Raw genomic sequence first — 11,672 nt, forward strand, 5'->3', positions numbered from 1 at the left:
GCCCTTCAATCCAAGAAGTAAAACGGATAATTCTTCTTTCTTTGATGAGGAAAATCGATCAACCATGCCCCTGCGTTTTTCCCTGCGTGAGCTGGAAGTGTTTTGCGCGATTGCGCAGCACGACCACGTGCACCGCGCTGCCGAGGCCGTCGCCCTGACGCAGTCGGCCGCAAGCCAGGCGCTGGCGCGGTTGGAAGCGGCGCTGGGCCGGCCGCTGTTCGACCGGCGTGGGCGCCGGCTCGTGCTCAACGACAACGGGCGCCAGTTGCTGCCGCGCGCGCGGGCCTTGCTCGACCAGGCGCAGGAGGTGCAGGCGCTGTGGGACGAAGGCGGCCCCGCGCTGAACCTGGGCGCCAGCACCACCATTGCCAACTACCTGTTGCCGGCGCAACTGGCCGCTTACCGCCAGGCGCACCCCGGCGCGCCCGTGCAGCTCACCGTGGGCAACACGCGCGAAGTGGTCGCGGCCGTCGCCGCGATGAAGGTGGATTTTGGCCTGATCGAAGGCGTGTGCAGCGACTCGCATCTGCACGTCGAACGCTGGCGCGCCGACGAGCTGGTGGTGATCGCCGCGCCCGGCCATGCGCTGGCCAGGCAGCCCACGCGCGCGCAACTGGCCGCTGCGCCCTGGCTGCTGCGCGAGCCTGGAAGCGGCACGCGCGAGGAGGTCGAGCGCTGGCTGCTCACGCACCTGGGCAGCGTGCGCGCCGACATGGAGCTGGGCAACTCCGAAGCCATCAAGCGCGCCGTGGCTGCTGGGCTGGGTTTGAGCTGCCTTTCGCGCAGCGCGGTGCAGGACTTTCTCGCGAGCGGCGCCGTGGTCGAGGTGCAGACCGGCCTGCCGCCGCTGGTGCGCCAGCTGTGCCTGGTGCGCCACCGCGACCGCCCGGTCACGCGCGGCATGCAGGCGTTTTTGGCGCTAGCGCCTGCGCTAGCAGCCTGTCGGACTTTGGAATCGTCGGCTGCGAATGCGCCGCAGCAGCCCATTTTTTACCGTCTTCTTGCCCCATAGTCCCGCTATGGGGCGGCGAATCCGGCAAAAACTGGCCTCGCCGGGGCGCCTTCTCGCTATCGACGCCCAAAGTCCGACAGGCTGCTAGGGCCAGGCGTTTCCCCCGCTGGGAACTGAAAAGCTACCAAAGATATAGCTGCTAGCGCTTGCTGCATCTGGGCTAGAGGTACTTTTTATTCAAAATTCTCGGCGCCATCCCGCCTGTGCTGGCGCTGCGCGCGCAGCAGCACCACGAGCGCGCCCGCGCCGCCCTCGTCGGCGCGCGCCTGCACGAAGGCCAGCACTTCGTTTTTTTGCACCAGCCAGCTGTGCACGCGGCCCTTGAGCACGGGGCTCTTGCCCGGCGAGCCCAGCCCCTTGCCGTGCACGATGCGCACGCAGCGCAAGCCGCGCTGCAAGGCCGTGCGCAGGAACTGGCCGAGCGCGGCGCGCGCCTCTTCGGTGCGCAGACCGTGCAGGTCGAGCTCGGCCTGCAGCGTCCAGGCGCCCTGGCGCAGGCGGCGCGTGACCTCGGGGCCGATGCCGGGGCGGCGAAAGCTCAGGGTTTCGTCGGTGTCGAGCAGCGAGCCCACGTCGAAGTCGTCACTCAGCGCCTCGTGCAGCACGCGCTGTTCGTCGCGCTGGTGCTGCAGTGCGAGCGGCGCGGGCGGCTCAGGGCGCAGCAGCACGGTGCCGTGCGCGCGCAGCGGCGTCACCGGCCCCACGGCGCGCGCGAATTCTTGCTGCGCGGCGCGCGCCTGGGCTGCAGCGGCGCGGCGGGCCTGCTCCATGGCCTCGGCGCGGGCGCGCTCCTGCGCGAGGTGCGTGCGCAACGGCCCCAGGTCTTGCAGCGCGTGGGCGATGAAGCGCTCGCGGCTCGCCGCAGCTCCTTCAATTTTCATAGCAGACCCTTCATAGCAGCCCTTCTTTGGCCATCGAAAAGCTCTGCCCCGGCGCGACGATCACGTGGTCGAGCACGCGCACGTCGATGAGCGCGAGCGCGGCCCTGAGCGTCTGCGTCAGAACCTCGTCGGCGCGGCTGGGCTGCACGCTGCCGCTCGGGTGGTTGTGCGCGAGCACCACGGCCGCGGCCTGGTGGTGCAGGGCGCGCAGCACCACTTCGCGCGGATAGACGCTGGTCTGCGAAAGCGTGCCGCGAAACAGCTCTTCGAGCGCGAGCAGGCGCTGCTGGCTGTCGAGAAACAACACGGCAAAGACTTCATGCTCCTTGGCCGCAAGGTGCAGCTGCAGGTAGTGCGTGATCGCACCGGGCGTGTCGAACGCGGGGCGCTCGCGCAGCTCTTGCGCGAGTGCGCGGCGCGCGAGTTCGAGCACGGCGACGAGCTCGGCGCGCTTGGCCGGCCCCAAGCCCTTGATGCGTTCGAGCTCGCGTGGCGTGGTGTGCAACAGCCCCGCGATGCCGCCAAAGCCGCCCGTGAGCTTGCCCGAGGCGCCGTCGCGGCGCGGTGCGTCGAGCAGCTCTTGCGCGAGCTGCAGCACGTTTTTGCCTTGGATGCCGGTGCGCAGCAGGATCGCGAGCAGCTCGGCGTCGGCGAGCGCGGCCGGGCCGCGCGCGAGCAGCTTTTCGCGCGGCTGGGCGTCGGAGGGCAGGTCTTTGATCGCCATGGCGGGAGTGGGGCTGGAAGAATGTGTTTTTACAATGCAGGCCAGTTTATCGGGACTTCCATGACCTCCAGCGCCAGCCTTGATTCCAGCCTTCCCACCGTGCAGCCGGGCTCCTTCCTCACGCTGCACTACCGCCTTGCCGGCCCGGCGGGCGATGTGATCAACACCTTCGGCGGCCAGCCGGCCACGCTCTCGCTCGGCGCGGGCGAGCTCTCGCCCGCCGTGGAGCAGCGCCTGCTAGGCCTGCACGAAGGCGCGCGCGCCACGTTCGAGCTGCCCGCGGGCGAGGCTTTCGGCGAGCGCAAGGCCGAGATGCAGCAATGGGTGGCGCGCAAGCTGCTCGACGCGCTCGGCGACCCCGATGAGTCCTACGCCGTGGGTGAGGTGGTGCAGTTTCCCACGCCCGACGCGCAGGGCAGCTACGCCGGCGTGGTGCTGCAGGTGCGCGACGACGGCGCGGTGCTGTTCGACTTCAACCACCCGCTGGCCGGCCAGCCCGTGACCTTCGAGGTGCACGTGATCGGGGTGCTGTGATGCCGCTGCAAGAAGTGGTGCTGGCCGAGCCGCGCGGCTTTTGTGCAGGTGTCGATCGCGCGATCGAGATCGTCGAGCGCGCGCTGCGCAAGTTCGGCGCACCGATCTACGTGCGCCACGAAATCGTGCACAACACCTACGTGGTCAACGACCTCAAGGCGCGTGGCGCGGTGTTCATCGAAGACCTGGCCGAGGTGCCGCCGGGCGCCACGCTGGTGTTCAGCGCGCATGGCGTGAGCCGTGCCGTGCAGCAGGAGGCCCGCGCGCGAGGCTTTCAAATTTTCGACGCCACTTGCCCGCTCGTGAGCAAGGTGCACGTCGAGGTTGCCAAGCTCGCGCAGGAAGGCTACGAATTCCTCATGATCGGCCACAAGGGCCACCCCGAGGTCGAGGGCACCATGGGCCAGCTCGATCACGGCATCCACCTGATCGAGGACGTGGACGACGTCGCGCGCGTGCAGCCCGCGCAGACCGACAAGCTTGCCGTGGTCACGCAGACCACTTTGAGCGTGGATGACGCGGCGCACATCCTGGCCGCGGTGCGCGCGCGTTTCCCGCAGGTGCGCGAGCCCAAGCAGCAGGACATCTGCTACGCCACGCAAAACCGCCAGGATGCCGTCAAGCTGCTGAGCCCGCAGGTCGATGTGCTGATCGTCGTGGGCAGCCCCACGAGTTCGAACAGCAACCGCCTGCGCGAGCTCGCGGCCAAGCTGGGCACGCCCGCGTACATGGTGGACAGCGCCGCCGAGCTGCAAAGCGCGTGGTTCGAGGGCGTGACGCGCGTGGGCCTCACGGCCGGCGCCTCGGCGCCCGAAGTGCTGGTGCAGCAGGTGCTCGAGCGTATCAAGGCGCTGGGCGCGACCGCCGTGCGGCGCATGGAGGGCGTGCAGGAGACGGTGAAATTCCCGCTGCCCAAGGGCTTGCGCCTGGGCGAGGCAGCATAGCGCTGGAATACAAGCACGACTTACGCAAATCGGGGTGAGGCAAGGCGTTCGCCCCATGGCAAAACACCTCGCCGCATCCTTGTTTGCGTAAGTCCAGACAGGGCACGCCTGTTGCTGCAGAAAATTTTGGTCAAATCAGCGTTTTGCCAAGGATTCATCAGCGCAAGCAGCTATTGATATTGCAGCTTTTGTGATGGCTTCAGGCTGGCGTAGGCCCGACCCACAGGTCCAGCGGCGGGTCGGCGGCGACGGCGCGCAGGATGTCGGTGCGCGAGATGAAGCCCTGCAGCGTACCCTGCGCGTCGGTCACGGGCAGGCCCGGCAGGCCAGTCTGCAAAAGCACCTGGGCGACGCGACGCAGCGAGGTGTCGGCGGACACCGTGGGCACGGGGCTCACCATCACCTCGCTGACGGGCCGGCGCGCGAGTGCGATGGCCTTTTGCACGTCGTCCGCTGCGGGCAGCAGTTTTTCGGGTGCGAGGTCGGCGCGCAACAGCAGGCCCACGACGCGGCCCTGCGCATCGACCACGGGCGCCTGCGCCACCTGGCGCTCGGCCAGCATCTGCCAGGCGTCGTTGGCGCGCTCGTCGGGGTGCACGCTGATCGCGTGCGGCGTCATCACGTCGCGCACCTGCGTGAGCGGGCGGCGCTCTGCCGGGGCGGGTTGTTCGGTCTGCACGTAGGCACGCACGGCCTCTTGCCAGCGCGGGGGCGCAGTGGCTGCAGGTAGGGGCTTGGGCGCGGGTGGAGCATGCAGCGGCACGCCTTCGGCGCGGCGCACGGCCTGCGGACGTTGCACCGGTTGCACCGGCAGCACCTCGCTGAGCCTTTCTGCGCCGCCGCGGTATATCTGCCCCATGGGGCCGAAGACGAAGAAGGTGTCGGCCATCGACTTCTCCTGTGTTGCTGCCGCGGGTCTCAATCGCTGTCGTCGAACACCAGCTCGGGCGCAGCCACGGCGCGCGCAACTGCGGCAAGATCGGGCACGAGCCGCTGGCTGTAGTAGCTGAAGGGCGTGTCGGGTTCGAGCGCGGCGCTGATGAGCGGCGCGAGCGATTGGCTGAGCGGCACGTAGTAGCTCCCCAGGGGCGCGTCGATCACGCTGCGGCGCAGGCGCAGCGCGGGGGGCGGCACGGTGCCTGTGCCAGGCTGGCCGGCCAGGTCGGTCGTTGCGGCCGCTGCGGCCGCTGCGGCCGTGGCGCCGTTTTTGTCGGGTGCAGCGGGGGCTGCATCATTTCCGGCGGACAGTTCCGGCGCATAGGTTTCGGCCAGCACCGTGCCCGGCTCGGCCACGCGCAGCACTTCGGCGCCGAGCAGGCGCAGGCGTTCGACGGCGCGCTCGGCACTCGCGGCGAGCCAGTAGCCGCAAGGGCGTGCGCGTTTTTGCAGCGGGCGCAGCGCGCGCGCCGAAGGGGCCTCGACATTGAGTTTTTTTTCGGCGCCGCTGCGGGGGTCGAGCAACACCAGATCCTGCTGCGCGGGCGTGGGCTCCGCCATCAGCACGAGTTCACCGCGGCAGCTTTGCGCGCGCGTTTCGCGCGCCACGAAAGAGCGCACCTGTTCGAGCTCGGCAGCGCGTTCGGCCGTGCTTTGCAAGGCGCTGTTCACGGCTGTCACGAGCGTGTGCACACGCCGCTGCAGATGCGCGCGCCCAAGGTCGCTGCCGCGCGCGGCCACCTGCAGGCTCACGGTATTTTTCAGCCCTTGCACGTTGCGCCCTTCGTCGGGCAGCGTGCTGCCCGTGCGGATACCGCGGTCTTGGGGCTGCGCGGCAGGCTCGTAGTACCAGGCGCTCGTGAGGCCCTGCGCGCGCAGGGCCTGCGTGATCGGCTCGTAGTACCACTGCTGCGCCGCCTTGGCGAGAAAGGGCGGGTAGTTTGCCGTGGTGGCGTAGCTCAGCAGCGCGTCGTAGCGGGCAATGCCGTCCAGCTTTGGCTGCAGCGCCAGAGCCGGATACTCGCGCGCATCGAGCACGAGCAGCGGCCGGTAGTCGCGCACCAGGCGTGCGAGCGCCTGCGCCTCGGGGGTGGTCAGGCTCAGGTGGTCGCGCTCCAAATCCGTGCCCTGCGCGGTGCCTGGCTGGCCCAGCGCCGCCCCATCGGGGTTGGCGCGCGGCACGACGATCACGTGGATGCGCGCGAGCAGCGGCTCGAGCAGACCTTGCGCGAGTTCGCGCGCCACCACCAGCAAAGCCTCAGCGCCCGCGGGCTCGTCGCCGCGCTGTTGCGCGAGCAAAAGCACCGTGGGGCGGCCGCTCGCGTCCAGGCTGGCGATGTCCGTGTCCTTGGCTTGGGTGAGCAGCAGGCCCAGCAGGGGCTCGCCTTGCTGCGACAGCCCCAGGTTCAAGAGCTTGACGCGCGTGGGGCCGTGTGGCGGCGCGGCGGCGAGCTTTTCCAGCCAGATGGCGAGTTCTGCATTGCTCGTGAAGCTCTGCCGCGCTGGCGCGAGCCCTGGCGTGTCGTAGCGTGTGCCAGGATCGGGGAACCAGGCTGCGACAGCGCTGGCGTAGGGGAGGGTGGCAGCACCGGCAGGAGCGGTTGGCGCCTGCGCCTCGAGCGCAGAGGGCGGCACGGGCGTCACGCGCACCTGGCTCGCGCCGGCTTGCCCCAGCGGCGCGGGCACGGACTTGCTGCGCGCGTTGGCGCTGGCTGCGGGAGACTTCGGCGCGCCGGCTGTGGGCGCTTTGCCGCTCTGCGAGGACGGCTCTGGCCACGGCGGCAAAGGCGTGCTGCTGCATGCGGCCAGCAAGAGGAGGGCGCCGCGCGCGAGCCAAGCCCGTGCGCGGCGTGCAGAGAACTCAGAAAGCCGGGGCATAGGGCGCCGGGGCTGTCGTGCGGGCGGTGCAGGGCATGGGTGCATGGCGGTAGGCGGCGGCATGCCGCTGTCGTTATATTCGGCTGCATTATGTATTTGACCGAATTCGCCCAAGCCTTGGAGCCGCTGGACATCACCGGCACCGCATATTTCACCGACGCGCTGCGCACCGCGTCCGACCTCGGCGGCACGCCGCAGCCGCCGTTTGCCTGCGTCTCGCGCAACCTGCTGGTGCAGGGGCTGCGCCTGCACATGACCGACTGGGGTGCCGGCGCGCCAGACCGCCCGGCCTTGGTGCTGCTGCACGGCGGTGCGGTCACGGGGCGCACCTGGGGGCCTTTTTGCGCCTTGCTCGCGCACCAATACCGGCTCATCGCGGTGGACATGCGCGGCCATGGCGACAGCGAATGGCCGCGCGATGCGCATGCCGCGCACAACACCATGGCCGAGGACGTGCGCCAGATCATTGCCCAACTGCAGCTCGAGCGCCCCGTGGTGGTCGGGCATTCGGTGGGCGGCATGCTGCTGATGCGCCTGATGGTGCACTCGCCCGAGCTGCTGCGCGGCGCAGTGCTCGTCGATGTGGGGCCCGAAGTGGTCTATCCCGGCTGGGAGCCGAAAAAAGAAGTCCACGAGACCGTGCGGCTCTATGAAAGCGTGGACGAGTACGTGCGCCGCCAAGCACCGCGCATGAAGCGCAGCGAGGAACACATACGGCGCAACGCGAAGCATGAACTCATGCAGCGCGAAGATGGCCTGTACCAGCTCAAGTTCGACCCGCGCCACCCCATGGGTGGGCTGGACGGGCGCTTCATGCCCGGCATGCCGGACCTCGAAACGCTGCGCAGCGTCGCGCTGCCGACGCTGATCGCACGCGGGGCGCAGAGCGGCTTTTTGCTGCAGGACGCCGCCGAGCGCCTGGCCCAGACGCTGCCGCGCGGCGAGCTGGCCGTGATCCCGGACTGCGAGCACATGGTCTATACCGACAACCCCGCCGCACTCGCCCAGGCCGTCGATGGCTTCGTCGCCGGTCTGTGAACGCAGTAGAAGCGGGGTGCTTTGTTTTTAATAGCTACTAGCGCTTGTCCATAAAGCGCTGTAGGCCAATTTCATCAAAAATTTCAGCGCCCCGAAAAGCCGCGCATGCCTTGGCCGCGCGGTTTGCCGCCGCGCGCACCGCCGCGACCTTCGCGCCGCGCCATGGTATCCACACTGGTGCGCATGGGGTCGGGTTGGCCTGAGCCTTTGCCGGCGCCTGCGGGGCGCAGGCTGTGCCCCATTTGCGTACCCAGATGCGCGTCATCGCTGCGGGGTTGGAAGTCGTCATGGCGTGAACCGCCACCTTGGCGCGAGCCGCCGTCCTGGCGCGGGCGTGCCGGGCCGCGGTTGCCGTTCGCAGGCCTTTGCTCGGCGCGCGGGCGCTGGTTGGGCCCTTGGCCGCTGCCTTGCGGCTTGGCGTTCCTCGGGCGCGGCTGCGCCTGGCCGCCGTCGTCCTGGGCTGTGCCGGTTTGCGCGCCGCGCTGTGCGCCCTTGGTTCCCTTGTTGCTGCGCATGCGATCCATCATCTCGCTGCGCGCAGCCTTGGCGGCCGCCTGCATCACTTCGCGGCTCGGCGGTTTGCCCGCGCCGCCCCAGAGGGTCTGGCGGCCCATGGCGATCGGTTCGGCCTTTTCGCCGGGCTCTGGCCCCAGGCCCTCGAGCACCTGCACGGGGATTTCCTGGCGCGTGAAGCGCTCGATCTCCATCATGAAGCCTTCTTCGTCGAGGCACACCAGGCTCACGGCCTCGCCGCTCGCGCCTGCGCGGCCCGTGCGACCGATGCGGTGCACGTAGTCCTCGGGCACGTTGGGGATGTCGTAGTTGACGACGTGCGGCAGCTCGTCGATGTCAATGCCGCGTGCGGCAATGTCGGTGGCCACGAGCGCACGCAGCGCACCACTCTTGAAGTCCGCGAGCGCCTGGGTGCGCGCACTCTGGCTCTTGTTGCCGTGCAGCGCCATGGCCTTGACGCCGTGCTGGTTGAGAAAGTCGGCCACATGGTTGGCGCCGAACTTGGTGCGTGTGAACACCAGCACCTGGCTCCACTGGTGCTGTTCGATGATGTGCAGCAGCGCCTGTTTTTTCTTGGCGCGGCCCACGGGATGGATCACCTGCGTGATGCGCTGCACCGTGGTGTTGCGCGGCGTGACCTGGATGTGCTGCGGCTCGCGCAGCAGGCCGTTCGCAAGCTCGCGGATCTCGTCGCTGAAGGTGGCGGAAAACAGCAGGCTCTGCTTGTTCTTGGGCAGCAGCGCGAGCACTTTTTTCACGTCATGGATGAAGCCCATGTCGAGCATGCGATCGGCCTCGTCGAGCACCAGCACCTGCACCTGCGAGAGGTCCAGAAAGCCCTGCTCCTGCAGATCGAGCAGGCGCCCGGGCGTGGCGACCAGAATATCGACACCGCGCTGCAGGCGCTCGATCTGCGGGTTCATGCCTACGCCGCCGAATATCACGGTGGACTTGAGGTCGAGGTATTTGCCATAGGTGCGCACGGATTCCTCGACCTGCGCGGCGAGCTCGCGCGTGGGCGTGAGCACCAGGGCGCGTATGGCCTTGGCGCCGGATTTGCCTTTGGCAGCCGGCTCTTGCGCAAGGCGGTGCAGCATGGGCAGCGTGAACGCGGCCGTCTTGCCGGTGCCCGTTTGCGCGCCGGCGAGCAGATCATGGCCTGCGAGCACGGCAGGAATGGCCTGCGCCTGGATCGGGGTGGGGGTTTCGTAGCCTTGCTCGCGCACGGCCTGCAGGATGGCCGGAGCCAGCTGGAGTTCTTCAAATTGCATGGATTGATCTGCGCCCGTCCTGGGCGCTGGGTGCCGATGCGCCGCGAAAGCCTTGACTGGCGATCGCGCCAGTTGCAGACCGGCGGGGTTTATGGAGAGAGATTCGCCCTCAGATGGGGAGAAATTTGCAGGGTACTGGAGCCTGCAAAGTCCCATATTGTCGCATGCGCGGATAATTCCACCCCTTCGTGCCTGTTAATTTTTAGCGAGTCAGATTGATCCCATGGCCCAATACGTATATTCGATGAATCATGTCAGCAAGACGGTGTCCCCGAAGCGACAGATTCTCAAAGACATTTCCTTGAGCTTTTTCCCCGGCGCCAAGATCGGCGTGCTGGGTTTGAACGGTTCGGGCAAGTCCACCTTGCTCAAGATCATGGCCGGCGTGGACAAAGAATTCGAGGGCGAGGCCCTGCCCATGCCGGGCTTGAAGATCGGCTACCTGCCGCAGGAGCCGCAGCTCAACCCCGAGCACACCGTGCGCGAGAGCGTCGAAGAAGCGATGGGCGAGGTCTTTGCCGCGCGCGCCAAGCTCGATGAAGTCTATGCCGCGTATGCCGACCCCGAGGCCGATTTCGACGCCCTTGCTGCCGAGCAGGCGCGCCTCGAGGCCATCATCGCCACCGCGGGCACGGATTCCGAGCACCAGCTCGAGATCGCTGCCGACGCTCTGCGCCTGCCGCCGTGGGACGCGAAAGTCGGCCAGCTCTCGGGCGGCGAAAAGCGCCGCGTCGCACTGTGCCGCCTGCTGCTGTCCAAGCCCGACATGCTGCTGCTCGACGAGCCGACCAACCACCTCGACGCCGAGAGCGTGGAGTGGCTCGAAGTGTTCCTCAAGCGCTTTCCGGGCACTGTGGTGGCGATCACGCACGACCGCTACTTCCTCGACAACGCGGCCGAGTGGATCTTGGAGCTCGACCGCGGCCACGGCATTCCTTACAAGGGCAATTATTCGTCCTGGCTGGAGCAGCGCGAGGCCCGGCTCGAGCAGGAACAGCGCACCGAAGACGCGCGCACCAAAGCCATGAAGAAAGAGCTCGAATGGGTGCGCCAGAACGCCAAGGGGCGCCAGTCCAAGAGCAAGGCACGCATCGCACGCTTCGAAGAACTGTCCGACTACGAATACCAAAAGCGCAACGAGACGCAGGAAATCTTCATCCCCGTGGCCGAGCGCCTGGGCAGCCAGGTGATCGAGTTCAAGAACGTGAGCAAGTCGTTCGGCGACCGCCTGCTCATAGACAACCTGAGCTTCAACATCCCCGCGGGCGCGATCGTCGGCATCATCGGCCCGAACGGCGCGGGCAAATCGACGCTGTTCAAGCTGATCGCCGGCCGCGAACAGCCCGACAGCGGCGAGGTCGTGATCGGATCGACCGTGAAGATGGCCTTCGTCGATCAGCACCGCGACGCGCTCGCGAACGAAAAAACCGTCTGGGAAGATGTCTCGGGCGGGCTCGACATCATCACCGTGGGCAAGTTCCAGATGGCGAGCCGCGCCTACTGCGGGCGCTTCAACTTCAACGGCGGTGACCAGCAGAAAAAGGTCGGCGCGCTCTCGGGCGGCGAGCGCGGGCGCCTGCACCTGGCCAAGACCTTGATCGCGGGCGGCAATGTGTTGCTGCTCGACGAGCCCTCGAACGACCTGGACGTGGAAACCCTGCGCGCGCTCGAAGAGGCGCTGCTCGAGTTTGCCGGCACCGTGCTCGTCATCAGCCACGACCGCTGGTTCCTCGACCGCATTGCCACGCACATTCTCGCGGCCGAGGGCGACAGCCAGTGGACGTTCTTCGACGGCAACTACCAGGAGTATGAGGCCGACAAGAAGAAGCGCCTGGGCGAAGAGGGCGCCAAGCCCAAGCGCATGCGCTTCAAGTCGCTCAAATAACGCTTCGGGCCCTGAGTCGCGGCTTTTGCGCCGCGACTCAGGGCCCGCGTGAAGAT

General features: G+C 67.9%; 10 protein-coding genes. 5 read left to right on the plus strand and 5 right to left on the minus strand.

Annotated features, from left to right (window positions below):
- Window positions 1-64 precede the first annotated feature (64 nt).
- Window positions 65-1,012: a LysR family transcriptional regulator gene (locus DFR45_RS10420; RefSeq protein ID WP_114483680.1), complete on the plus strand. Its 948-nt coding sequence runs from the start codon at window positions 65-67 to the stop codon at window positions 1,010-1,012.
- Between the two features lie 173 nt (window positions 1,013-1,185).
- Here DFR45_RS10420 and DFR45_RS10425 read toward each other — a convergent pair whose 3' ends face one another.
- Together DFR45_RS10425 and radC are read right to left on the minus strand one after the other, a co-directional pair.
- The gene (locus tag DFR45_RS10425; RefSeq protein ID WP_114483681.1) at window positions 1,186-1,893 is read right to left on the minus strand and encodes a Smr/MutS family protein; all 708 of its coding nucleotides are present in this window, start codon (window positions 1,891-1,893) and stop codon (window positions 1,186-1,188) included.
- Between the two features lie 10 nt (window positions 1,894-1,903).
- Window positions 1,904-2,617: a RadC family protein gene (gene radC, locus DFR45_RS10430; protein WP_114483682.1), complete on the minus strand. Its 714-nt coding sequence runs from the start codon at window positions 2,615-2,617 to the stop codon at window positions 1,904-1,906.
- 60 nt (window positions 2,618-2,677) lie between these two features.
- Between radC and DFR45_RS10435 the strand changes: the two genes are divergently transcribed.
- Together DFR45_RS10435 and ispH are read left to right on the plus strand one after the other, a co-directional pair.
- Window positions 2,678-3,151, plus strand: a complete 474-nt coding sequence (locus tag DFR45_RS10435; protein ID WP_114483683.1) for an FKBP-type peptidyl-prolyl cis-trans isomerase — start codon at window positions 2,678-2,680, stop codon at window positions 3,149-3,151.
- Complete coding sequence (gene ispH / locus DFR45_RS10440) at window positions 3,151-4,095, plus strand: 4-hydroxy-3-methylbut-2-enyl diphosphate reductase (RefSeq protein ID WP_421782456.1); 945 nt, start codon at window positions 3,151-3,153, stop codon at window positions 4,093-4,095. Before DFR45_RS10435 ends, ispH begins: the two co-directional genes overlap by 1 nt.
- Before the next feature lie 199 nt (window positions 4,096-4,294).
- On the opposite strand, the gene DFR45_RS10445 is transcribed toward ispH, so the two are convergent.
- Together DFR45_RS10445 and DFR45_RS10450 are read right to left on the minus strand one after the other, a co-directional pair.
- A complete protein-coding gene (locus DFR45_RS10445) occupies window positions 4,295-4,984 on the minus strand; it encodes a CBS domain-containing protein (protein WP_114483685.1) in 690 nt (229 codons plus the stop codon).
- A 29-nt stretch (window positions 4,985-5,013) separates the two neighbouring features.
- Window positions 5,014-6,909, minus strand: coding sequence for a M14 family metallopeptidase (locus DFR45_RS10450; RefSeq protein WP_241659419.1), 1,896 nt, complete (start codon window positions 6,907-6,909; stop codon window positions 5,014-5,016).
- A 96-nt stretch (window positions 6,910-7,005) separates the two neighbouring features.
- Between DFR45_RS10450 and DFR45_RS10455 the strand changes: the two genes are divergently transcribed.
- Entirely contained in the window at window positions 7,006-7,947 is a 942-nt protein-coding gene (locus tag DFR45_RS10455; RefSeq protein WP_158636992.1) for an alpha/beta fold hydrolase, read from the plus strand.
- Between the two features lie 83 nt (window positions 7,948-8,030).
- On the opposite strand, the gene DFR45_RS10460 is transcribed toward DFR45_RS10455, so the two are convergent.
- On the minus strand, window positions 8,031-9,731 hold the full coding sequence (locus DFR45_RS10460; RefSeq protein WP_114483688.1) for a DEAD/DEAH box helicase: 1,701 nt from the start codon (window positions 9,729-9,731) through the stop codon (window positions 8,031-8,033).
- Window positions 9,732-9,954: 223 nt separating this feature from the next.
- On the opposite strand from DFR45_RS10460, the gene ettA reads away from it, so the two are divergent.
- On the plus strand, window positions 9,955-11,616 hold the full coding sequence (gene ettA, locus DFR45_RS10465; protein WP_114483689.1) for an energy-dependent translational throttle protein EttA: 1,662 nt from the start codon (window positions 9,955-9,957) through the stop codon (window positions 11,614-11,616).
- Window positions 11,617-11,672: the final 56 nt, after the last annotated feature.

It is taken from the genome of Extensimonas vulgaris (assembly GCF_003337425.1).
Lineage (GTDB): Bacteria > Pseudomonadota > Gammaproteobacteria > Burkholderiales > Burkholderiaceae_C > Extensimonas > Extensimonas vulgaris.

Coding starts and splice junctions, on each gene's coding strand:
- DFR45_RS10435 (WP_114483683.1), top strand. CDS start 2,678: ATGACCTCCAGCGCCAGCCTTGATTCCAGCCTTCCCACCGTGCAGCCG.
- DFR45_RS10445 (WP_114483685.1), bottom strand. CDS start 4,984: ATGGCCGACACCTTCTTCGTCTTCGGCCCCATGGGGCAGATATACCGC.
- DFR45_RS10420 (WP_114483680.1), top strand. CDS start 65: ATGCCCCTGCGTTTTTCCCTGCGTGAGCTGGAAGTGTTTTGCGCGATT.
- radC (WP_114483682.1), bottom strand. CDS start 2,617: ATGGCGATCAAAGACCTGCCCTCCGACGCCCAGCCGCGCGAAAAGCTG.
- ispH (WP_421782456.1), top strand. CDS start 3,151: ATGCCGCTGCAAGAAGTGGTGCTGGCCGAGCCGCGCGGCTTTTGTGCA.
- ettA (WP_114483689.1), top strand. CDS start 9,955: ATGGCCCAATACGTATATTCGATGAATCATGTCAGCAAGACGGTGTCC.
- DFR45_RS10450 (WP_241659419.1), bottom strand. CDS start 6,909: ATGCCCCGGCTTTCTGAGTTCTCTGCACGCCGCGCACGGGCTTGGCTC.
- DFR45_RS10460 (WP_114483688.1), bottom strand. CDS start 9,731: ATGCAATTTGAAGAACTCCAGCTGGCTCCGGCCATCCTGCAGGCCGTG.
- DFR45_RS10425 (WP_114483681.1), bottom strand. CDS start 1,893: ATGAAAATTGAAGGAGCTGCGGCGAGCCGCGAGCGCTTCATCGCCCAC.